Genomic DNA, 24,003 nt, shown 5'->3' on the forward strand with positions numbered 1-24,003 from the left:
GAATTAAAAAGCTTGACAATCTTTAAATAAATGAAGTTTCGATGAAATTAATGTTACATTTTTTATGCATAAATGTTTCAATTTTTACTAAGTTTAGGCATAAAAAAAGCTGCACGGGCATGCAGCTTTTTATTTGTTGGGTAGCGGGTTTCTACTTTTTAATGCGTCTTCTAAAGAGCATTGCACCAAACATGCCTAGTAGCGCATACCAACCCGTAGAGGCACCCTGTCGCTCGTAGGGCAATTCATCTTCAGGGACTTCACATTCTTCAACTTCACCGTTAGGAATTGGAGAAAGTTTCACAGCTACGATAGTGTTAACTTCTTCAGTTTCTCCCGCATCGTTGATGATGTCGTTACCTGTTACGTACTTACTGGTGGTTCTGATGCGCGCATTAGCGATTATTTCGTTGTTATCGTTAATATCGACAGCTTCTAGCAACTCGAACGTGTTGTCACATGATACAAGTGCATTTAAATCAAGGAACTCTTCAGTATCGATGTTATACATAAACGCTGCGGTTTCGCGCTGAGTATCACTTGTTGCATCAATATCAGCCAAACCAACAACAATATTGTTGTTGTTAATAGCGTTAGCAGTTACGCCTGCACTTCTAAAAAATCCATCTGGGTAGCGTTGCTCTTGCGTATCTAAGTTGTAAGCAAACAAACGCGAACGCGCTACACCACTGGTTTCACGCAGCACTGCACCTGTTACCCAGTTATTGTCGTTAATGCTAATGGCTTGGCTTAACAGGTTCTCATCACGAGGTAGAAGCTCTACGGTTTCACCGTCTCTAAATACTGTGGCTACACGTTCACTTTCTAAAAGGGCTTGCGCATTTGGTCTTGCAACTCTTACCGCATCGCCCGTAAGCCCTTCACCAACCGCAATGCCTTGGTTATTTATATCATACGCATAAGTATAGAAGTGCCCAGTTTGTTCTTCTTCAGGCTCGAATAACAGTGGGTATGTTTCAGTACTGATCACGTCGCCAGTAGCATCTAGTTGCCAAACAGTTGCATTTATTTCTGATAAAAGCACATAGCCAGGAAGAAAATTCGTGCTTGTATTTGCAAACGCTTGCGATATGCGTGGAACTGCGAAGTCGCCATTATAAACGGTAAATAAACAACGCCCGAATGGTACATCACCACGTTCTTCTTCAACACCGCAAGACTCTACGGCATTAGGTACGTCATCTTGAAACGATACCGTACTAAAACCAGCAACTTGTAAATTTGAATTGATGGCACGCGCAGAAGCAAATCCAGTTGCAGTATCGTCTACAGGTGGCAAGATTTTGGTTTCACCAGACACCTGAACAAACGCCTGCTGTCCTGATTCAGGGTAGGTATAATTTACCGTGTCGCCGTTTTCATTTTCGTAAGGGTCTAAAACAACGAAACCCGTTGAATCACCAACAACAAAATTACCGTTTAAACTGTCGCGACCAATTGATTCTACTGAACGAGTGAATTCACCAAACTCTTCTGATACCTGGTCAAGGCCCGGTACTACAGATGCGTCTTGTGTATCTGCCTTAAACGTGCGGAACTCAGCGATTTTTTGACCAGTGATTCGGTTTGGAGAAGAAAGTAAAAAGTTTACAATCGCAGTGTAATCGACGTCACTAAATATACCGTTTCTTACATCATCTTCGTTCTCTAGGTTTTCACCTATATCCGCAAAAAACGTTGTGTCGTTTTCAAGCTGCTCAACATCTATAGGCGGGTTGTATTCCAATTGAACAACCGAAAGCATTTGACCTGCATCATCAATTGAACGGCCAAAGTTATTTCTAGCGGTATCCTGTAACGGAAGAGGTGTTACTGAATAGGTCGCGGCAAACGCCGAAACACTACCTGTTGCCAACAGAACGGCGGCGGCAAGCTGAGTTCGTTTCATTAAAAATCCTATTTACTGCTGATTATCTTCCAGCATACTTTCTAGTTCATCCCAGCGCGCATATTTCTGGGAAAGTAATTCTTCTTTGTCAGCCAAGTCACTTAACGCTTTGGCCGTAGTTTCGCTGTCTTGTTTGAAGAAGTCAGGATCATTCACCTGCTCTTGCATTGCCTCTAGTTCAGCTTCAAGGCGTTCTAACTCTTGAGGCAGCGATTCTAGTTCACGTTGATCTTTGTATGATAGCTTTTTCGTCTTACGAGAAGAAGACTTAGCACTAGGACTGTTCGAAGCTAAATTAGTTTCATTCTTTACCTTGGCTTTTTCTTCTTTTTCAATTTGTAGACGCTTTTCAGTTTGCTCTTTATACCAGTTTTCTACGTCTGTGAAACCCCCAATAAACTCTCGCAGTAAGCCATTGCCCTCGAACACAACAGAACTATTGGCCACGTTATCAACAAATTCCCTATCGTGGCTAACCAATAACACGGTGCCTGTGTACTCATTTAGTAACGTTTCAAGCATTTCAAGCGTTTCTACATCAAGGTCGTTTGTTGGCTCATCGAGTACAAGTACGTTACTAGGCTTCAGCATAAGCTTGGCCAGCATTAAACGGTTTTTCTCACCGCCAGATAACGATTTTACGGGCGCGTTTACACGCTCGGGCGTGAAAAGGTAGTCTTGTAAGTAACTGATTACGTGTCTTGGGTGGCCGTTAACCATTAAATCACGCTTGCCATCACCCACTGCATCAATAACGGTTTTTTCTAGGTCTAAACCGTGACGATGCTGGTCAAAGTAAGCTACTTCAAGATTAGTACCCTGCTTACAGTTACCGTTGTCTGGCGTCAATTCACCCAGAAGAAGTTTAATTAGCGTACTTTTCCCACTACCGTTAGGACCAATTAATGCCAGTTTATCTCCACGCAGAACGTTTAGATTTAGGCCTTTAACTATAGGTTTCCCTTCAATGCTGTAGCTTAAGTCTTTAACCTCGAACACCATTTTGCCAGAGCGTGCAGCTTGATGCTGATTGACTACAGCACTTCCTTGCACGGCACGTCTTGCTTTACGCTCTTCACGAAGTTTCTTGAGTGCTCGTACGCGTCCTTCGTTACGCGTTCGACGTGCCTTAATGCCTTGACGTATCCATACTTCTTCTTGAGCCAGCTTTTTATCAAACTCTGCATTTTGACTCGCTTCTACTTCTAGGTCGTGTTGCTTTTTCTCTAGGTATGTTTCGTAGTTTCCAGGATAGCTAGTAACTGTGCCTCTATCTAAGTCAACAATACGCGTGGCCATTGCACGAATAAATGCTCGGTCGTGGCTTACAAACACAATGGCGCCTTTGTAATTACTTAGGCTAGATTCAAGCCAACGAATCATTTCAATATCAAGGTGGTTTGTTGGTTCGTCTAATAACAACAAGTCTGGAGAGCGAACCAGTGCCCGTGCTAAAGCGGCTTTTCGACGCCAACCACCCGACAACGTAGATAACGAAATATCTGGGTCAAGTTTTAGCATGGTAAGCGTTTGCTCAATTTGCTGTTCAAACTGCCACGCATCGCGCGCTTCCAGTGTTTCTTGTAAACGCTGCAGTTTGTTTAAATTCGCTTCGCTTGGATCTTCACCAACGAGACGTGTTTGGTGAAAGTAAGCTTTTAGCGTTTCACCAACGTCTGACAAACCTTCCGCTACGTAATCGAATAACGTTACGTCAGTGGTTTGAGGCGGGTCTTGTTCTAAACGTGCAACAACGGTGTTGCTTTCAATGATTCTTTGGCCATCGTCAGCAATAATGTCGCCAGCAATGACTTTCATTAACGTACTTTTACCACTGCCGTTACGCCCTACCAAGCAAACTCGCTCTTTCGGCTGAACGACTAACTCAACGCCGTCTAAAAGCGGCGGATTTCCATAAATAACAGTGATGTTTTTTAACTGCAAAATACTCACTGAAGAAACTCCTCAAGGTCGGCAGATGAAAATGGCCAACCAATCTCTTTATTATTATCTTCGCGCTTCAGCACAGGTATACGAGCACCATATAGATGATATAGGTCGGTGCTGTTCCTAATATTTACTTTCTCTATCTGAAGCGTTGCATAGTGCGTCGTAGCCTTAAGCTCTTCATCGGCTAAGTCACATAAACTGCACTGCGGCCCGGTATAAAAGAATAGCTTCATGCGCGCAATATCCAACACTGATGAATTTTGCCTTTACGTGCGAAATCTTCTGGAATGGTCTCATTTGTCACATTCTCTACAGATAGACCTAGCGCAGACACATTGTCTTCATCCAATTTAAAGCCGCGTTTGTTATTAGAGAAGATGATAACCCCTCCGTCTTTTAAACAACGTTTAGCGTCTGTCAGCATTTTTACGTGATCCCGCTGAACGTCCCACGTGTTTTGCATACGCTTAGAATTAGAGAACGACGGTGGGTCTATAAAAATAAGGTCATACACGCCTTTGTGGGTGTTCATCCACGTAGTGCAGTCGGCTTGTATGAAAGCGTGTGGACCGCTTAGTTTGTTAAGTGCAACGTTCTTTTTCGCCCATTCTAGATAGGTATTTGACATATCTACCGTTGTCACTGATTTTGCGCCACCTTTTGCGGCAAATACCGACACACTGCCGGTATACGAAAACAAGTTCAGAACGTCTTTACCTGCTGACATTTCCATGACTTTTTGTCGTGTATTACGGTGGTCTAAAAATAAGCCGGTATCGAGGTAGTCAGTAAGGTTAACAAGGAAGCGAGCTCCGTTTTCATGCACTTCCATCATGTCGCCAGACTGATTGATTTTCTCGTACTGCTTGCTGCCTTTTTGCTGACTACGTACTTTAAGTGCAATGTGCTTTGGAGACACGCCAGTTACAGCAGGTAAATGCAAAAGCACTTCTTGAAGACGTTTGCGCGCCTTATCTTCTGATACCGTTTTAGGTGGCGCATATTCTTGTACCACTAGCCAATCGCCGTAGCGGTCTACAGCAACATTGTAGTCTGGTAGGTCGGCATCATAAATACGGTAGCAGTTTGTATTGGCTTTCTTTATCCAGCCTTTCATTCGTTTGAGGTTTTTCTTCAAACGATTGGCAAACTCATGATTACCAGCATCTTCGCTAAACTGAATCGTATTTTGTTCGTCTAGCACATAGTTTGCTAAACGACATTCCAGCTTACCGTTATTCATGGCGTAGTCTTTTGTAGCGCGAAGTTTTAATACGCGCAAAAGATCACGGTTACTGCTTAATAACGATACATGCCAGCCTTTCCACGCTTCTTTAAAGCGTTTACCCCAGTCGCTAAATAGTGGGATAAGCGACGTAAGCTCACCTAGGCGTTCACCATAGGGCGGGTTTGATACCACATAGCCAGGGGTAGATACCGGCGGTGAAGACTTTGTAGCGTCTTGTTGACTAAATGAAATGTCGTTAAACACACCAGCAAAATCGGCGTTAGCTTTGGCTATTGCCACCATTTTCCGACTAAAGTCGCCAGCATAAATGCCACCACATTCTGGCTTTTGCACAGAAATAGCGTGTTCAATAAGGTTATCCCAAATACCGCTTTCATGGCCTAGCCATTTGGTAAAGCCCCAATAGCTTCGCTTAATACCCGGTGCGATGTTTCGCGCAATATAGGCCGCTTCAATAGCAATGGTACCCGAGCCACACATAAGGTCGACTAATGGCGCACTTGTATTTTCCGTCCAACCGCTTCGCATAAGCATGGCACTGGCGATATGTTCTTTTAATGGCGCGTCACCGGTTTGTTGACGATAGGCACGCTGGTGCAAACTGGCGCCAGCCAAATCGATACCTATGATGACGTTATCTCTGTGCAGTCTTGCATAAACAGAAATATCAGGTGCCTTGCGCTCAACCGATGGTCTGGCTAAGCCCTGTTCTACAAATGAATCAACAATAGCGTCTTTCACGCGAACCGCGCCAAATTGCGTGTTTTTAATGGCAAAGTTGGTGCCGATAAACTGCACTGACAACGTGTGTCTTGAATCCATCTGCATTTGCCAGTCTACGCTCATTGCTGTGTTATACAGTGCTTGTGCGTCACCCGCTTTGCCTGTAGCTAACACCCATATAACGCGGTTTGCCAGTCTTGACCAAAGGCAAATTTTATAAGCATCTTCTTTTGTGCCCTCAAATTGAAGTGTTCCCGGACCCTGTTTAATGTCGGCATGGGGGCATAGCGAAAGTACTTCGCTTTTTAGCAGTTCATCAAGACCGCGACTGGTAGTTACCAGAATTGTATTCATTTAATTACCTGTTTGACTTGAGTGCACGATTTCAATTGCGTAAAAGATATGCGGTTAAACCGTGCACTCAACAATGTGCTTCGTTTGTATTATAACGCGTTTACAATGCGTTTAACGAGAGATGGGCCTTGATAGATAAACGCTGAATAAACCTGTACTAAGGATGCTCCTGCGTCTAGGCGTGCTTGCGCTGCCTCTGGCGAATCAATGCCGCCTACGCCAATAATCGGCATAGCTCTATCTAGTGCATTTGCCAACTTACGTGTTACATCTAGGCTCATTTGAGTCATAACTGAACCACTCAAACCGCCCATTTCTTCAGCATGCTGAAGGCCTTGTACCGCGTCTCTCGACAAGGTTGTATTGGTGGCAATAACACCGTCCATTTCAGACTTAATCAAAGATTGAGCAATGCTTTCAATTTCAACATCACTTAAATCAGGAGCAATCTTAATAAACAACGGCACATATTTACTGTGCGTTTGTGTAAGTGTCTCTTGTGCAGCTTTAAGGCCAGCGAGCAGCTTATCTAATGCTTCACCATATTGAAGATTGCGAAGCCCAGGTGTGTTAGGAGAAGAAATGTTTATTGTAATATAGCTTGCGTACGGATATACCTTGTTCAAACAAATAAGGTAATCTTCCAGCGCCTTACTTTCTTCGGTATCTTTATTTTTGCCAATATTGATACCGATAGGGCCTCTAAATTGCGCGCGCTTCACTTGCTCAACAAGGTGGTCTACCCCTTTGTTGTTAAAGCCCATACGATTAATGATAGCTTGCTTTTCTGGAAGTCTGAACAACCTTGGCTTTGGGTTTCCTGCCTGTGGTCTAGGTGTAACAGTACCAATTTCTACGAAGCCAAAGCCCATGCTTGCAAACGCATCTATACAATCACCGTTTTTGTCTAAACCTGCCGCTAGACCTACTGGATTATCAAATGTCATTCCAGCTACGGTTACCGGTTTTTTCAACGTTGGTGTGCTGTACATCCATTTCAGCGGGGTATGTTGGGTCTTATTTAACCAATTAATGGTGAAATCGTGACTTTTTTCGGGCTCACACTGAAGTAAGAGTTTTTGCACTAGTGATTGCATGGCTTTGAATTACGCTCGCTAATATAAAAAAGCCCTGATGAACAGGGCTTAAATCATTAAGGTGCGTGTATTCTAATGGTTAGACTTCACGCTTAAAAGCATCAATTCACGTAAAGCGACAGAAAATTTCGCAAATTCGTGTGTCGTGCTGGTTTTAAACTCTGACATCATATGATACCAGCGCTTAAGTAGTACCTGATTACTCTCTATCCACTCGTCTAAAATCTGATTAGGATCGTTAATATCGCTTCGCGATTGCAGTAAATTAGCGGTAATTGAACGCTGTTGCCAATCTAACTCTTCACGATATGACGCACGTGCAAGTGCTTGCCAATGGTTGCTTACTGCTTGGTTATTAATTTGATCTAAGAACCAGTGTAACTCAAGTTTAGAGCCCAATTGATAGTAAAGCTTCGCTACTACGTCAGTATCATGCTTGTCAGTTTCAACAATCTGCGCTAGGTCGAAACTTGAGAACATGTTCGAGAAGCTTGCCACTTGATAAGCGATATCTTGTGGTACGCCTTCGTTAATGTATTTCTGCGTAGCGGCTTCAAGCTGCGCATATTCGTTCTGTACTAAATAGTGCTGCAAGTTTTTAGACAGCGTATCAAAGGTACCACGATAGCTCACAATGGCTTCTTCAATAGACTGCGCCTTGTTGCCGTGGCGAATGTACCAACGAGCTGCTCTTCGCATAATTCGGCGAGCCTCGTCTAGCATGCGAAGCTGAAGTTTAGCCGGAATTACGTTATCTAGCTCTTCAATGCGCTCCCACAGTGTTTTCATGTTGAAGATGCCGTGAACGATGGCATAAGCTTCGGCAATTTCACTCACACTTGCACCAGTTTCTTCCTGCATTCTGAACACGAAATTAAGGCCCATGTCGTTAACCATGTTATTGGTTAACTTTGTAGCAATAATTTCACTGCGCAGAGGGTGCTGCTGCATGTGATCTTTAAACTTGGTGCGAAGCACTTCAGGGAATGCCTCTACAAGTAGCTTACCGTGGTAAGGGTTATCTGTTATTTCAGGGATATTAAGCGCGTCTTTTAGCACCATCTTTCCATAGGCGATAAGAACGCTTAATTCTGGACGCGTTAGGCCCTGATCGCTGGCAACGCGGTCTGAAATTTCATCGTCACTTGGGATGAACTCTAATTCCCTGTTTAACTGGCCTTCACGCTCTAAGCCGTGAATAAAACGCAGTTGCTCTTTAAGTTGTTTAACACCCGCAAGCTCAGTAATTGAAATAGACTGCGTTTGGCGATAGCAATCTTTCAATACGATACGTGATACATCGTCAGTCATATCGTATAAAAGCTTATTGCGCTGTTTAAGCGTGAGTTCGCCGTCATTAACAAGACTATTAAGTAGAATCTTAATATTTACTTCGTTATCAGAGCAATCAACGCCGCCAACGTTATCAATAAAATCAGTGTTAACGCGACCGCCGTTAGAAGCGTATTCAATACGGCCTAATTGAGTAAGGCCTAGGTTACCGCCCTCGCCCACAATTTTAGCCTGAACATCACGGCCATTTACGCGTAAATCGTCGTTTGCACGATCGCCAACTTCAGAATGAGACTCTTTCTTACTCTTAATGTACGTTCCAATACCGCCGTTCCATAATAGGTCTACAGGCATTTTAAGAATGTTGTGAATTAGCTCATTTGGCGTCATGGTTAACTGGCGCGTACCCAACCATTTTTTCATTTCAGGCGTAAGCTTAATTGACTTAGCCGAACGACTGAAAATACCACCGCCCTTAGAAATTAACTTAGCGTCGTAGTCTTCCCAGCTTAGGCTTGGGTTTTCAAACAAACGCTTACGTTCTTTGTAGCTAGCCGCAGCATCTGGGCTTGGGTCGAAGAATATATGTAAATGGTTAAACGCAGAAATCAATCGCGTGTGCTCAGAAAGCAACATACCATTTCCAAATACGTCGCCGGCCATATCGCCTACACCAACAGCAGTAAAATCTGTGGTTTGACAATTAATACCAATTTCACGGAAATGACGTTTAACCGATTCCCAGCCACCGCGTGCTGTAATTCCCATTTTCTTATGGTCATAACCAATACTACCGCCAGATGCGAATGCGTCACCAAGCCAGAAACCGAATTCTTCGGCAATGCCATTAGCAATATCAGAGAACGTAGCCGTTCCTTTATCTGCTGCTACAACCAAGTAAGGGTCATCATCGTCAAGACGCACAACGTCTTTTGGCGGTACTATTTCGCCATTAACGATATTGTCGGTAATATCTAACAAGCTAGTAATGAAGGTACGGTAGCACGCTTGACCTTCTGCTTGTATTGCCTCGCGTCCTTGACCTACTGGCAAGTTTTTACATACAAAACCACCTTTTGCACCAACGGGTACAATTACGGTATTTTTAACTTGCTGTGCTTTTACCAAGCCTAAAACTTCAGTACGGAAGTCTTCTTGGCGATCAGACCAACGTAAGCCACCTCGCGCTACTTTACCACCTCGAAGGTGAACACCTTCCACACGCGGGCTGTATACGAAAATTTCAAATTTCGGCAGCGGCAACGGCATCTCTGGAATAAGTTCAGGCATCATTTTAAACGATACATAAGACTTCTCATTACCGGCGTCGTCTGGTTGATAGAAGTTAGTGCGAAGCGTAGCCGACATCATGTCTAAGTAACGACGAATAATACGGTCATCATCCAAGTTGCTTACGTTATCAAGCTGCGCTTTGATAGTGTCTAAAATCGTTTCTTCTTTTTTCTCGTTTCGTTTCTTTTTAGGATTGAAACGCTGGTCGAAAAACTCAACCAATAAACGCGCGATATCTGGGTAGTTAGAAAGCGTGTTAGCGATGTAGTCACGGCTAAAAGAGCTACCTGTTTGACGCATATATTTTGCATAAGCACGAAGCACAGTAACTTTACGCCCTGTCATATTAGCGCCAAGAATAAGGCGGTTAAATGCGTCGTCCTCTAACGTTTTGTACCACACTTTAGCAAACGCGTCTTGGAACAGTATTTGGGCATTTTCCATGTCAAAATGCTGGCCACTTTTATGCAGCATAGTGAAATCCATCACCCAGTTACGCTCGCCCTCTGAACACGTGATTTTATAAGGGCTCTCGTCGATTACGCGTAACCCAAAGTTCTCAAGCATTGGCAGCACATCAGACAAGTGAATTGGCTCTGCTCTATGGAAAAGCTTGAGCTTCACAATTTGGCTGTCAGCATCTTCTTCTTGTGGACGATAAAACAGCATATCAAGTGTGTGGTTATCGTCTAGCATTTCTAATTTGTCGATGTCCACCAATGCCGCTGACGGAAGGTTGTGCTCCATATAGCTGCGTGAAAATGCATTGTTGTATTTGCGTTCTAGTGCCTTTCCTGATGCTTCACCGTGAGCAGCTGAGATTGACGCAGCTAGTCTGTCATTCCACGTTTTGGTAAGCTCGATAATATTTTGTTCTATTTCCTTCACATCGAATTCCGCGTTGTTATCGTTAACTCGAGCTATGTAGTGCGTGCGTGCATACACAGATTCTGAGAAGAAAGTAGTAAACTCTACTTCTTCTGTCGCGCCTAGTGAGGCTTTCAAAAGTGCTTGGGTTTCTTTACGAAGCTGTGTGTTATAGCGCTCTCTCGGCACAAATACCATACAAGAGAAGAAGCGACCAAACGTATCTTTACGAATGAACAAGCGTGAAATACCACGCTCCTGCATTTGAAAAATACCCATAACAATTTGCGCTAACTCTTCGGCAGGCGTTTGCAGCAGCTCGTCGCGCGGATAGGTTTCAATGATATTAGCGAATGCTTTATGCGCATGTGTGCCCTTCTCAAAGCCTGAAAGCTCACAAATACGATTTATTTTTTCACGCAAAATAGGAAGCTGAGTCACGCTGTTGTTATAGAACGAGGCAGAGTACAAACCCAAGAAGCGATGCTCGCCAACTACCTGGCCTTCTTTATTAAACACTTTAACGCCAACATAGTCCATGTACGCTGGACGGTGCACGCGAGCACGTGTGTTGGTTTTAGTTAGAATAAGTGGGTTTTTGCTTAACGCTTCTGCTCTTGCCGATGCAGGTAGCTTCGACAACAGGCGTTCGCGGTCATTCACTGAGTTTTTCAGCAAACCTAAGCTGGTTTCATTTTTCGGGATCCATCTGTGATCACCTTCAACGGCTTTCACTTCATAGTAGCGATACCCCATCATGGTAAAGTTATGATCGCTTAACCACTCTAAGTATGCTTTAGTCTGCTTTTTCATGTCTGCAGATGCAGGCCAATTATACTTACTGCTACTTTTTATGACATCCTGCAGTGTTGTGGTCATGCCCTGCCAGTCTTGAACCGCAAGTGATACTTCATCCACCACAGAGAATAATTCTTTTGTTAAACCGTCTATGTCTTTTTTAGAAGTTTGTCGGTCTACTTCAATAAAGATAACCGTTTCTTTTTTGGCGCCATCAACTGCTTTTCCTTGCTCAGCAAATGCTTGCACTTTATTAGCATCGTCACGCTTAATGCCAATAGGGCTGTGAAGGAAAAGATGCGCAGTAATATTTAAACGGTTTAGAAGCATGCGTACTGAATCAACCAAAAACGGCATATCAGTCACAATGATTTCTACAATTGTGTGGCTAGAATGCCAGCCATGCTTTGCGATTTCAGGGTTAAAAACGCGAATGTAAGGTGATGCATTATCGAATTTCGCTAAGCCATTCCAAAGACTTAGTGTTGCACCATAGAGGTCGCTGTCGTTTCGATTTTCTAAATCGTCGCTTGAAATGTTTTTATACAACAGACGTCCGAATTGCTGCACAAGAGACTTCTGCTTGGTATCTACTTTTTTGTCGATAAGTGCAAATACGTTATCTAGCAGTACTGAGTGTCGCTGTGAGGTGACTGTCATTTGTTAACCTTTTATTAAATGTCGTAAGTGCCGAGTACTACATTATTTTCCCTAATAAATGGCACTATTGAAAGCCTAATTTTAACCTTATTTTAACAGGATAGATAAGTATGCAGAAAACGCATAAAAAAAAGGGCCAAAGGGCCCTTTTTTGTGCTTAGCTATGCAAAAATAATTTACGCACTAGGGTCGTTTCTATTCCACCATAGCAGTCTAGCCAACGCAGGCAGTACAATTATTGCACCAAGCATATTCACAACGAACATAAAGGTAAGCAAGATGCCCATGTCCATCTGGAACTTAAGCGATGAGAATACCCATGTACTTACGCCAATTGCTAGCGTAATACCGGTAAACAACACTGCGCTTCCACGTTCCTTCAATGCAGCAAAATACGCTTCCTGTACTGTTGCTCCCTGCTTCAACATTGAGCTCTTAGTAGATAGGATATAGATACCATAGTCTACGCCTATACCCACGCCCAGTGCGATAACCGGTAACGTTGATACGGTAAGTCCAATTTGAAGATAAGTCATTAGCGCCTGCGCAAGTACAGATACCACATAGAGCGGAATAACAACCACTAACGTAGCGCGTACCGAGCGGAAGCTGATTAAGCAAAGCGCAATAACTGCACCGAATACGTAAAGCATCATTGGGTGTTGAGCTGCACTTACAGCTTCATTGGTAGCGGCCATTACGCCAACAGGGCCAGATGCTAAGCTAAACTTCATATCATCAGTTTCGTATTCACTGCGATATTCTTTCACCGCGTCCACAACACGAGAAATAGTTTCTGCTTTGTGATCTTCCATGAATAGGATGATAGGCATCACTGAACAATCACCATTAAGCAAACCTGATGATGTTGGAATGCGTGAAATAGCTTGAACCAATGTTTGCTGATTGCGAGGTAACACCTGCCATTTAACATTCCCTTCGTTATAACCCGCATTCACAATTTTAGCTACTGAAGCCAACGAAACTGCTGACTGTACGCCGTCAACATTTTCCATTTTCCATTGGAAATCATCCATAGCTTTCATTACAGGGTGAGACGTACATGCTTCAGACGTGGTCTCAACAAGTATTGAAATATAATCAACGGTGACCTCGTACTTATCTGTAATCAAGAAAGTGTCTTGGTTGTATCGAGAAGTTTCGTGAAGTGCCGGCGCACCTGCATGCAAATCGCCAATTTTCATGTTCTGCGCTTGGAAGTGACCAAACACAAAAAGCGCTGCCGTGATGATAAGAATTACCGCTGCAGGCTTTTTATTTGAACACGATGCAATAAGTTCCCAGAACTTTGCATTTGCGTTTTCCTTACCGGCAAATTTTTCTACGTACTTTTGGTCAAGCTTAAGGAAGCTCATAAGCACGGGAAGCAATAGCAAGTTTGTTAAAATAATAACTGCAACCCCCATACTCGCAGTAATAGCAAGCTCGCGAATAATGCCGATATCGATAACCAGTAGCGTCATAAAACCTACGGTATCAGAAAGTAGTGCAATACCGCCCGGTACAAGCAAGTTTCTGAATGCAGCCATGGAAGCTCGCTTGGCACCTATGCCTGTCACCGCTTGTTTTTCAACGGCATTGATCATCTGTACGCCGTGGCTCACACCAATAGCAAATACCAAAAATGGTACTAAGATAGACATAGGGTCCATGCCAAAGCCAATAGACGTAAGCAGGCCTAACTGCCAGATAACCGCAATGATTGAGCACAGAAGCGGTAGCAAGGTAAGCATGATGCTACGCGAGAAGAAGTACACCATTACTGCAGTAATTGCGATAGCAATGGCAAAGAACACCAATACGTCTTTTGCACCGTCAGCCACATCACCAATCATTTTTGCGAAACCAATAATGTGAATAGACGTTTGGTCGTTTTCGTATTGGCCGCGCAACTGCTCTTCAAGCTCAGCCGCTAACTTAAGAGTGTTTAATGGCTCGCCCGTTTGCGGGTCGATATCAAGTAATTGTGCTGTAACCATTGCACAGCTGTAGTCACTTGAAACTTGACGACCAACAATATTTGCTTTTTCAACGTTTGCCGCCACAAGCTCTAGCGCCTTTGGGCTAGAAGAATTGAAATCGGCTGGTATTACTGGACCGCCAGCAAAGCCACCTTCTACGATTTCAGTGAAACGTGTAGACGGAGAGAATAAAGAGATAACCAGAGAACGGTTTACACCGTTAATAAAGAAAAGTTGATCGTGCACATTTTTTAATGTGTCGAAGAAATTCTGGTTGTAAATATCGCCGTTTTTATCACAAACCGAAACAAGTATATTATTCGCACCACCAAAGTCCTGACGATGTTCAATATACGTTTTCATATACTCGTGATTAAGTGGAATGTTTTTTTCAAAACCTGCGTCAAGACGCATTTGAGATGCTTGATAACCTAAAAACACCGTTGCAAGGGCAAAAATAGCCACAACCAATATTCGGTTACCGAAGACAAGTTTTTCTAGAAACTGTGTCATTGTTCTTATACTGCCTTATTTAAGCGTCAACGTTTTAATGCCATTAGCGGTAACGGCAATGCTTGAACCATTGAACATCGTTGCATTGAGCAACGCGGCTTTATCTGCAACCTGAGTTACCTTAATACCATCATCTGCCTCGCAATCTGCGGGGTTGGCATATGGGTCACGCATACTCGTTGGCAATGGACGTGTTGCACTTACCATCATTCCATTATTACCAAGCGCAAAAACCTTTGACTCAGAACCAATCAAAATAGAATTAAGCGTACTTGATGAACACGTATTAACGTATTCCCATTCGCCTTCATCGCGGCTAACAAAAATGTTTCCGCGCAGTCCAACAGCCATAACAGTTGAATCGTCTAACGGCTTAATATCGAAGAAGGAGCCCGTGTAATCAACAGAATATCGCTCCCAAGACTCACCTAAATTATCACTTCGTGCCAGCAAACCAGCTTCACCGGCTAGGTAAAGCGTATCACCTTCTAACGTAATACGATTCAAGTGAGGCAAAATAGATTCAAGCTCTTGCTGATAGAACTCTTCGTTCTCTTCCCTAATATCTTCTAAGTACTCACGGTCGTATGGATCTAACAAGCTAGCATGACGCTCTGCAGTCCAATTTTCGCCGCCATCAACAGTTCTATAGAACAAACCATATGCACCCGTAGCAACACCGTGCATGTCATCAAAGAATAAAACGTCTAGAAATGGGCGTTGAAGATCAGGCTGGAAATTTTGAATAGTCCAGGTTTCGCCCTTGTCTGAAGAATGAAGAATGACGGCATCGTGACCCACCGCCCAAATTTTATCACCAACCACGGTAGTCGCAGTAAGTGTAGATTGTGTTGGTACACGCTTTTGAGTAAAAGCTTTTCCGTCTTGTGAAACTAGTACATGGCCTCGCTCACCAACAATAACAACAAATTCATCAGCGTCTATGTCCAACAGAACAGATTGCTCAACCAAAGGTGCCATAAATGCTTCTTCGGCAGTTGCAGTAATTGAACAATTCACTGCAAAACTAGCGGCAATGCACGCTGCAATGGTTTTTCTCATAAGTAACCATTCCCCCTATTAATATTGGTCTGTATACAAAAACGGTTGGCATTTGCCAACCGTTTGTTGTTTAGGCGATTAGCGCATACCTTCACGTCGCAACGCCTGAGGCGTAAACTCAACGTCTCTTGGACGTACAGTGAAGTCATACATCTCCTCTTCGTTATCAAGGCCAATTGCCAAATAACGACGAGAGTTTAAGTCGTGGTATGTATCAAGCGTAGACCACTGAGTTGGAACTTCATAGTAGTTCACCCCGTAAGCTACACCAACTCGATAAAGTTCGCCACGGTTATCATACATATCAGCAACTTGGATTTGCCAGCTGTCCTCATCAATAAAGAACACGCGTTTTTGATAAATATGACGGAAACCTTCCTTAAGTGTTGCCTCAACTACCCATACACGGTGTTTTTCCCAACGCGTCAGGTCTGGGTTAACATGGTTAGGCGTAAGAATGTCAGCATACTTTGCATTATCTGAATGCAGTTTATAGTTATTGTATGCAACATACATTTCTTTCTTGCCTTTCAGCTCCCAGTTATAACGGTTTGGAGAACCATTAAACATATCGAAATCATCAGTAGTACGCAGGCCATCAGCCGCAGTTCCTGGAGTATCGTATGCAATGTTTGGTGCTAGACGAACACGACGCTGACCGGTGTTATATGTCCATGCTTTACGTGGCTCTTTTACTTGGTCTACTGTTTCATGAACAAGCAGTGCAGTACCTGCTAAACGTGCAGGCTTTGTCACTTTCTGCTTAAACATGAATAACACGTTTTCGTCAGTCAGCTTTTCTGGTGTTGCACCTTCTTCTGCGTATTTGATAAGCAGCTGCTCGTCGAAACCAATAACGTTGTAGTCGCCACCGGTAGTAACCGCAGCTTGTCCACCGTTACGCTGTACCGCTTCGCCGCGATAGCGCAAAATGTGGTTCCAAATAGCTTCAAGACCATTCTGTGGAATTGGGAATGGAATACCCAACACCGCACCTTTGATACCGTTACCGTCATCTAAAAGTTCAGCATTCATTGCATTTACTTTAGTGGCATCGTAAATAGATTGTGGGTTAGATGCAGAACGACGCGTTGGGTATACAGGCATACGGAACGTATCAGGGTAAGCCTCAAAAAGCTTAATCTGACCTTCTGAAAGATAATCAGCATACTCTTTATAGTTTTGCGCTGTAATTTCAAACAACACTTTGTCTTCTGGGTAAGGGTCTTGGTGGTGGTCGCCCACAGTGTACCCCGCTGGCGCAGAGGTAATACCCCCTGTCCAAGCCGGAATACTTCCGTCAGCGTTACCTGCTTTTTCTGCACCAAGAGGAGTAAGAGCGCCACCTAACTTATTGGCCTCTGCTTCTGATACTTTTGCTAGCGCACTCGTGCCTGACAATGCAAGAGAAAGTGCTGCGGCAATAATTCCTATTTTTCTAATCATGATTACCACTCTTTAGATTGCGTATTTGATGTTAAATGAAACGAAGTCTCTGTCGGCCAGTGCATTAGTAGTACCAATGCCGCCCCAGAATGCACTGTAAGAAGCCGTTGCAGACCACTTGCTTAAGTAGTCAAACGTGAACGACAGTGCTGCAGACTTAACATCTTCAGTGAAAAGGAACAATGGATCTGGTGTTGTACCTTCAACATCATGAGAGAACGTTCCGCGAACACGAAGGTTCATACCTGCAAAGATTGAGTTGTAATCTGCAACTGCAAGTAAACGGTAGCCCCATGCGTCGTCAGTAGCAAATGGATTTGTCTCTGGACCGTCAGACAAACCAATGTGTAGACCTTCACGGTTATTACCACTAGGCGTAGGTTCTAGTGAAGGAGTACGTGCTGTACCTGGCGCATTTAGACGCAGAATTTCAGGGTCTGGCATATCCACAATGTTTACATAACCCGCTTCACCTAACAACACAAAGTTATCGGCACCAAACTTAGGACCGAACACGTGTGAAGCAGTAAATTGGATTTGATAGGTGTCAGAGAAAATAAAACCTTCAGCAGTTTCACCAGGACCTACAGCTCTACCAATATTGTTTAGTTGAGAGATGCCTGCAAGGTCAGGGCGAAGACCAGCATTAGCAAGCTGCTCAGGCATACCCATGTAAAGCAGCTCAACATCATCAATTTGAAGAGGCTCGTCTACACGGTAAGCAAATTCACCTGCAAGTGCCGTTGTACCAATATTGGTGTTAAAGCTCATGCCGTAAAGCTTGATATCTTCTGGGAAGAAAAACTCAGACTTAGTAAACGCACGAAGGTCTGTGATGTTATCACGCGTTATTTCATTAGCAGCCATAAATGCAAGGTCTGCACCAATACCCGCTTGGGTGAAATCTGACGTAATACCTGAAATAAGTGGACGTTGGCTATGATAGTTAATGTGATAGAAACTAAACTCAGTTTCGTTCAAATCTTCAGCAAACCACGTAAGACGAAGACCATACTGGCCTTGGTCGTCAGCGTCGTTGCGCACTTCATCAGCGAATCCACGAACAGCAACTTTTGTTGGATAAGCAAGGTAAGCTTGAGAGATATCTGCTGCGTTAGCGCCCGCACGAAGTGCGTCGCCGTAGCCATTAAGTGCAGACAGTAAGTGTTCTAGGTCGATATCAGGGTTACCACTAAAACCTAACTGGATGTTCTGGCGTTGACCGCCCTCACCTGCAAAGTCATTACCGGCAAAGTAACTGCCTGATACTGGTAGCCAGCTTTCTTGCCATTCATATTGGTAGTAGCCAGAAATGCTAACTGTGTCAGTTAAGCCTAAAGACGCGTAAACCATACCTACAGGAAGGAATACTTCACGAAGTTCTGCACCCGGTGCACGGGCACGTGTAACGTCTACAGGGTTTGTAGTGTTAATACCGTGCTGGATAAAAGTACTTTCACCCCAACTGATCACCTGACGGCCTACACGTAGTGTTAAAGGTTTATCACCAATCCACCAGTCGCCGTAGAAGAATGCATCGTAAAGTCGTACGTCAGTACACAGAAGGTCTTCTGCTTCAGGATCTTGACAAAGGTCGTACTGATTGCCTGTGATTGGGTTCGAGTATGGGCGGTCACCATCCATTTGTTCAAAATCGTAGAACCAAAAACCACGTGCAAAGAAACCATAGTCACCAAAATTGATGTCTAGTTCATGCGTGCCTGAAACTTGTGTTGCGAATGCTTCACCTGGATCATGAGCTAGGTTACCTAAATCACCGTTGGTCGAATAACCACCGTCGGCCAGCGCCCATACATCAGCGCTCGAATAGATTGGATTGAAAGCAGCGTGATAACCAGTCCAGTCAAATTGAGGATGGTTACTGTTACCGATAAGATCGTAATCTCTTGCTTCGGTACGAATACTGGTTGCAAGTGTGAACGTTGAATCTAATGTAATGCTTACATCACCAACCTGCCAATTTGCAGCGTGTGCAGGTACTGCGGCAGCACCTGCTAACGAGATAATTCCCGCTGCAACTGGTGACAATTTAAAAGCGCTAGGCCTGTTTTTCATATTTTTATACTCCCAAGTCGACGCGATTGTATACGTGACATCATGACCAACCATAACGATTAACAAAATCATTACATCATTTTGCAAGAACCGCAAGAACTAATCCTACCAGTTAACAATTTTTACAACATTAGTGGTATCAGATAGTTAATGGTTTATCGTCAGTATAAAAACGATTTATATTGCTATGTAAAAAATTGCCCCAAAAAGACCAAAAAACAAGCAATAGTAAAAGTGGAAAAGGACCACTTAATTTGCGCAAAAAATCTACTCAAATGGCGACACTTAGAAGCATGTTCGCTGCACATTTCAGAAAAGCCTACCGAAGCTTTTCGAACGCTTTAATTTTCTTATTGGCATCAACAATCATGCGATAACGGCCTTTCACTCCCAAAGATGTCACAAACTGTCTTAAACGACTGGTAGGCACCTGAATATTTAATCCAGATTCGCTCTGCATTACCACGCTAGGAACTGCGGGAGAATATAGTGCCTCACATTCATTGTAAGGCACGTTGATTGAAAAGTAATAAACAGTGTCAGAACTACTAATGTTTATCATAAGCAAGACTTTTACTTACTTTTTCGAACACGTCTTTACTAAGCCCTTTATGATTTAACAGCCTTCCAAGTTGTTCTTTCATTAACACTTGATGTGCTTCTGAATACCCCTGCCACTGTGTAAGTGGTGTCACTATGCGCGCTGCTACCTGAGGGTTCACGCTATCGAGCTTTAGTAAGTAGTCTGTAATAAACTTATAGCCACTACCGTCTAGCGCATGGAACTTCTCTGCATTATAAAATGCGAAACTCCCCATTACCGCCCGAACCCTATTAGGGTTGCTCATAGTAAATTGAGGGTGTTCGCACAACATGGTAATTGTGGCGAAGATATTTTCTGAAGGCTGAGTAGCGTGCAGCGCAAACCATTTATCTAGTACTAATGGATTGTGGTTCCATTTTTGTTCAAACGCTGCCATGAGTTTTTCGAATACACTTTTATCGCTGTATTGCGAGGCGCTCAATGCCCCTAGCGTATCAGTCATGTTATCTGCGGTTTCAAACTGCGCTGTTAGCTTATCTGCATGTTGCGGCAGTCTAGCCAAATGGCCTAATACAACGTTTTTGCATCTACGACCTTGTATTGCCGCCTGTTCGTATTGGTACGTACCTTGTGGTATCTGTTCTAGAATAACCAGCAACTCAGTCTCTAATACAGTGGCAAACTGACTGCAAAACGCACGTCTTGCTTCAAGTAAGCTGTGAACATCAACATTATTACGGCTTTGACAAAGTGTTTCAAATGAAGGTATTACCAAACACTCACCCAAAAGCTCAAGGTTTTTGCTTTCCAAGGTAAGCGCATGCTTAATACCATCCCACACTGCAGTGTCTATAACGCTGGTAGGGTCTAACTCTAATTGACCTATGCATTTATCATAAATGCCCTGCATAGCATCCCAGCGATTAAACGCGTCATTCGAATACTTAAATACTGTTAGTAACGAGTCAATATCTAGCGTGTTTTCAACTTTGGCTGGCGCCGAGAAATTACCTAAAACAACAGGGGTGATTTTTGATTCTGCAGTTTTTGCCTTCACTTGAAGTGATAAAGTTTCCGAGTCTAGAATAACCATACCATCAGTAATTGTGCCCTGCTCGTCTTCATACTTGTTGCCTTGCTCATCAATTATCTCGATGTTTATAGGCATATAAAGCGGTTGTTTGTCGTTTTGATCTGACGTTTTCGGCGTATGCTGACGAAGAGTAATTGTGTGATTACCCTTACCATCATCTAAATGCTCAACGCTAATTACGGGCGTTCCTGACTGACTATACCATAGAGAAAACTGTGTTAAATCCAAATCTGTTGCAGACTGCATCGCAGATACAAAGTCGTCACAAGTAACCGCTTGGCCATCGTGACGCTTAAAGTATTCATCCATACCAGCTCTAAAGCGTTCAGGCCCAAGCAAAGTATGAAACATTCGGATAACCTCAGCGCCTTTATCGTACACGGTAACCGTGTAGAAGTTATTCATCTCGATAACTTCTTCAGGGCGAATAGGATGGCTCATCGCACTCGCATCTTCAGCGAACTGATGCTCTCGCATAACGCGCACATGCTTAATACGGTTACTCAACGCAGACGTCATATCTGCACTGAACTGCTGGTCCCTGAATACCGTCAACCCCTCTTTCAAGCTTAACTGGAACCAATCACGGCACGTAACCCTGTTTCCTGTCCAGTTATGAAAGTACTCGTGCGCAATAACCGATTCAACATTGAAAAAGTCATCGTCTGTAGCACTATCTTGGTCGGCCAAAACAAATTTGCTATTGAATACGTTTAGGCCTTTGTTCTCCATGGCGCCCATATTGAAAAAGTCGACAGCAACAATCATATAAATGTCGAGGTCGTATTCTAAACCAAATACATCTTCGTCCCACTTCATTGCGCGCTTTAGTGACTCTAAGGCGAAGTACCCCTGGGATGCCTTACCTTTATCTACGTACAGCTCTAAGGCAACGTCTTTGCCGCTTTTTGTTTTATAGGTATCACTAAGTAGATCGAAATCGCCGGCTACTAGCGCAAATAAATAACAAGGCTTTGGATGAGGGTCGTGCCATGTAACAAAGTGCTGGCCATTGTCTGTCGCGCCCTTGTCTATAGGGTTCCCGTTAGACAACAACATGGGTATTGAATTTTGAGCGACTACAGTGACCGTGTAAACAGACAGTACATCTGGCCTGTCCATAAAGTAGGTAATTCGTCTAAAACCTTCTGCCTCACATTGTGTGCAGTAAGCACCGCCAGAGAGATAAAGGCCTTCTAGCGCTTTGTTGTTTTCTGGCGCGATAGTGGTAACAATTTTTAATTTATAACTATTTAGCGGTGAATTTACGATAAGGCTAATTGCAGTTTGTTCGTAATACTGATCTGAAGCTGGGTTCTTACCTAACTCGTTGTCATCAATACTTACGGCATTTAGAACAAGACTGTCACCATCTAAGACTAGGGGCAATTGATGTTCACCCTCGCGCTTAATGGTGAGTTCACTGACTACTTTTGTTTCTGTAGGGTGAAGTGTAACGTGAAGTGTAACCGTTGAAATTGAAAAAGCAGGCGGCTGATAATCCGCCCTGCGCTTTGCTTGAAGTGACATAGAATCTCCTAAAAGAAAGCCTACGAGCTAGCAGCCAAAGTACTGCTAGCTTAGAAAGTGTTAGATTTTATCTTCACCTGTTGTAGTAACTTTCGGCGGCGTAAGACGCAATATTTTAATACCTAGATACGCATAGATAATCGCAAGGATCGGATTGATAACGTTGAAGAAAGCATAAAATATGTAATCAAACGGATTAACAAGTAAAACACTGTGCATGTATGCGCCACAGGTATTCCAGGGAATAAGAGGTGATGTTAACGTACCACCATCTTCCAAGCTTCGAGAAAGATTTAGCTGATCAAGGCCGCGTTTTTTAAACTCTTCCTTGTACATACGCCCTGGCATAACAATAGAAATATACTGATCTGCCGTTACTAAGTTGGTTCCAAAGCACGTTAAAATCGTTCTGCTTACCATATCACCAGCAGACTTCGCGCCTAGCAAGATTGCAGATACAGCGCGTTTTAACAGCCCAACACGTTCAAGTACTGCGCCGAAAGACATAGCACATATTATCAGCCAAATGGTATTCAGCATTGACGACATACCGCCACGTGACAGTAGGCTATTTAAGTTCTCATCTGGTGTAGAAAAGCTTACACCGTCAAACAACGCTGTCCACACAACCTTCAGTGCACCGATGTTTTCAGCGTCATCTGTACTTGCCATTGCGACAACCACATCCCACTGAAAAACCACAGCCCAAACACCACCTAACAGCGCACCAATAAACACTGCAGGGAACGCAGGCATTTTTTTAATAGCAAGTGTGAGTAAAACAACAAGTGGGACAAGTAGATGCCACCCCAAATCAAAAGAGGTATTTAAAAGCGCCTGCATTTCTTCAATACGCTGTGCTTTGGCATCGCCCACTTCGCTGAAGCCAAGAAAAGTAAACAAAACAAGCGCTATAACGAAGCTTGGTATTGTAGTCCAAAGCATGTAACGAATGTGCTCGAAAAGGTCAGTACCCGCAACGGCAGGTGCTAAGTTTGTGGTCTCCGACAATGGTGATATTTTATCGCCAAAATAGGCACCAGAGACTACCGCACCGGCAGTAATTGCAGCCGACATTTCCATACCCGCAGCTACGCCCATTAACGCAACACCAACTGTTGCGGCGGTAGTCCACGAACTACCAATACTCATTGCCACTACGGCACATATTAAGCACGCTGCGGCGTAGAAAAATGACGGATTTAATAATTCAAGACCAAAGTAGATTAGCGTTGGTACTGTACCCGCTAGCATCCATGTGCCAATAAGCGAGCCCACTGCAAGAAGGATTAGACATGCCCCTAACGACATTGAAATACCGTCTACAATGCCCTTTTCAATCGTTTTCCAACGGTAGCCGTTTTTCATACCGACAATGGCGGCTATTCCCATTGCGAGTAATAGCGCAATTTGATTAGGGCCGTAAGACGAGTTGTCTTCAAACAAATAAACCGCACTACCCATCATAATCACAAGGGCGACGATAGGTAGCATTGCATCAAGTAACGATGGCGTTTTTAATTCTTGATTCGACATTATTATTATTTTAAAACCTTAGCTTTGA

13 protein-coding genes are annotated in these 24,003 nt (G+C 43.6%); all 13 read right to left on the bottom strand.

Annotation, left to right across the window (positions count from 1 at the left end; all coding sequences use genetic code 11):
* Positions 1–151: 151 nt before the first annotated feature.
* The 13 genes from ACGHAV_RS01735 to nhaC all read right to left on the bottom strand — a co-directional run bounded on the left by ACGHAV_RS01735 (position 152) and on the right by nhaC (position 23,975).
* Positions 152–1,909 carry a DUF3466 family protein gene (locus ACGHAV_RS01735; protein WP_390375575.1) on the bottom strand — a complete coding sequence of 586 codons (1,758 nt, stop codon included), beginning with the start codon at positions 1,907–1,909 and terminating at the stop codon, positions 152–154.
* Positions 1,910–1,921: 12 nt separating this feature from the next.
* The gene (locus tag ACGHAV_RS01740; RefSeq protein ID WP_390375578.1) at positions 1,922–3,862 is read right to left on the bottom strand and encodes an ABC transporter ATP-binding protein; all 1,941 of its coding nucleotides are present in this window, start codon (positions 3,860–3,862) and stop codon (positions 1,922–1,924) included.
* Positions 3,859–4,092 (bottom strand): glutaredoxin family protein, encoded by a 234-nt coding sequence (locus ACGHAV_RS01745; RefSeq protein WP_390375581.1) that lies wholly within the window; start codon positions 4,090–4,092, stop codon positions 3,859–3,861. The genes ACGHAV_RS01740 and ACGHAV_RS01745 overlap by 4 nt, the downstream gene beginning before the upstream one ends.
* Positions 4,089–6,185 (bottom strand): bifunctional 23S rRNA (guanine(2069)-N(7))-methyltransferase RlmK/23S rRNA (guanine(2445)-N(2))-methyltransferase RlmL, encoded by a 2,097-nt coding sequence (gene rlmKL, locus ACGHAV_RS01750; RefSeq protein ID WP_390375584.1) that lies wholly within the window; start codon positions 6,183–6,185, stop codon positions 4,089–4,091. The genes ACGHAV_RS01745 and rlmKL overlap by 4 nt, the downstream gene beginning before the upstream one ends.
* An 89-nt stretch (positions 6,186–6,274) precedes the next feature.
* The gene (pyrD, locus tag ACGHAV_RS01755) at positions 6,275–7,282 is read right to left on the bottom strand and encodes a quinone-dependent dihydroorotate dehydrogenase (protein WP_334014184.1); all 1,008 of its coding nucleotides are present in this window, start codon (positions 7,280–7,282) and stop codon (positions 6,275–6,277) included.
* A 72-nt stretch (positions 7,283–7,354) separates the two neighbouring features.
* Complete coding sequence (locus ACGHAV_RS01760; protein WP_390375587.1) at positions 7,355–12,193, bottom strand: NAD-glutamate dehydrogenase; 4,839 nt, start codon at positions 12,191–12,193, stop codon at positions 7,355–7,357.
* A gap of 176 nt (positions 12,194–12,369) precedes the next feature.
* Positions 12,370–14,688, bottom strand: coding sequence for an RND family transporter (locus tag ACGHAV_RS01765; RefSeq protein ID WP_390375590.1), 2,319 nt, complete (start codon positions 14,686–14,688; stop codon positions 12,370–12,372).
* A gap of 15 nt (positions 14,689–14,703) precedes the next feature.
* The gene (locus ACGHAV_RS01770) at positions 14,704–15,750 is read right to left on the bottom strand and encodes a WD40/YVTN/BNR-like repeat-containing protein (protein WP_390375593.1); all 1,047 of its coding nucleotides are present in this window, start codon (positions 15,748–15,750) and stop codon (positions 14,704–14,706) included.
* 78 nt (positions 15,751–15,828) lie between these two features.
* Positions 15,829–17,196 carry a DUF1329 domain-containing protein gene (locus ACGHAV_RS01775; RefSeq protein ID WP_390375596.1) on the bottom strand — a complete coding sequence of 456 codons (1,368 nt, stop codon included), beginning with the start codon at positions 17,194–17,196 and terminating at the stop codon, positions 15,829–15,831.
* Positions 17,197–17,208: 12 nt separating this feature from the next.
* A complete protein-coding gene (locus ACGHAV_RS01780) occupies positions 17,209–19,272 on the bottom strand; it encodes a DUF1302 domain-containing protein (protein ID WP_390375599.1) in 2,064 nt (687 codons plus the stop codon).
* Between the two features lie 319 nt (positions 19,273–19,591).
* Positions 19,592–19,834 (bottom strand): DUF2835 family protein, encoded by a 243-nt coding sequence (locus tag ACGHAV_RS01785; protein WP_334014190.1) that lies wholly within the window; start codon positions 19,832–19,834, stop codon positions 19,592–19,594.
* A complete protein-coding gene (gene pepN, locus ACGHAV_RS01790; protein ID WP_390375602.1) occupies positions 19,821–22,439 on the bottom strand; it encodes an aminopeptidase N in 2,619 nt (872 codons plus the stop codon). The genes ACGHAV_RS01785 and pepN overlap by 14 nt, the downstream gene beginning before the upstream one ends.
* Positions 22,440–22,499: 60 nt before the next feature.
* A complete protein-coding gene (gene nhaC / locus ACGHAV_RS01795) occupies positions 22,500–23,975 on the bottom strand; it encodes a Na+/H+ antiporter NhaC (protein WP_390375605.1) in 1,476 nt (491 codons plus the stop codon).
* Positions 23,976–24,003: the final 28 nt, after the last annotated feature.

This window comes from Alteromonas sp. MTD1, assembly GCF_042848195.1.
Lineage (GTDB): Bacteria > Pseudomonadota > Gammaproteobacteria > Enterobacterales > Alteromonadaceae > Alteromonas.

Excerpts from the sequence above, each read along its gene's own strand:
- ACGHAV_RS01735 (WP_390375575.1), bottom strand. The coding sequence starts at position 1,909 with ATGAAACGAACTCAGCTTGCCGCCGCCGTTCTGTTGGCAACAGGTAGT.
- ACGHAV_RS01745 (WP_390375581.1), bottom strand. The coding sequence starts at position 4,092 with ATGAAGCTATTCTTTTATACCGGGCCGCAGTGCAGTTTATGTGACTTA.
- rlmKL (WP_390375584.1), bottom strand. The coding sequence starts at position 6,185 with ATGAATACAATTCTGGTAACTACCAGTCGCGGTCTTGATGAACTGCTA.
- pyrD (WP_334014184.1), bottom strand. The coding sequence starts at position 7,282 with ATGCAATCACTAGTGCAAAAACTCTTACTTCAGTGTGAGCCCGAAAAA.
- ACGHAV_RS01760 (WP_390375587.1), bottom strand. The coding sequence starts at position 12,193 with ATGACAGTCACCTCACAGCGACACTCAGTACTGCTAGATAACGTATTT.
- ACGHAV_RS01765 (WP_390375590.1), bottom strand. The coding sequence starts at position 14,688 with ATGACACAGTTTCTAGAAAAACTTGTCTTCGGTAACCGAATATTGGTT.
- ACGHAV_RS01770 (WP_390375593.1), bottom strand. The coding sequence starts at position 15,750 with ATGAGAAAAACCATTGCAGCGTGCATTGCCGCTAGTTTTGCAGTGAAT.
- ACGHAV_RS01775 (WP_390375596.1), bottom strand. The coding sequence starts at position 17,196 with ATGATTAGAAAAATAGGAATTATTGCCGCAGCACTTTCTCTTGCATTG.
- ACGHAV_RS01780 (WP_390375599.1), bottom strand. The coding sequence starts at position 19,272 with ATGAAAAACAGGCCTAGCGCTTTTAAATTGTCACCAGTTGCAGCGGGA.
- ACGHAV_RS01785 (WP_334014190.1), bottom strand. The coding sequence starts at position 19,834 with ATGATAAACATTAGTAGTTCTGACACTGTTTATTACTTTTCAATCAAC.
- pepN (WP_390375602.1), bottom strand. The coding sequence starts at position 22,439 with ATGTCACTTCAAGCAAAGCGCAGGGCGGATTATCAGCCGCCTGCTTTT.
- nhaC (WP_390375605.1), bottom strand. The coding sequence starts at position 23,975 with ATGTCGAATCAAGAATTAAAAACGCCATCGTTACTTGATGCAATGCTA.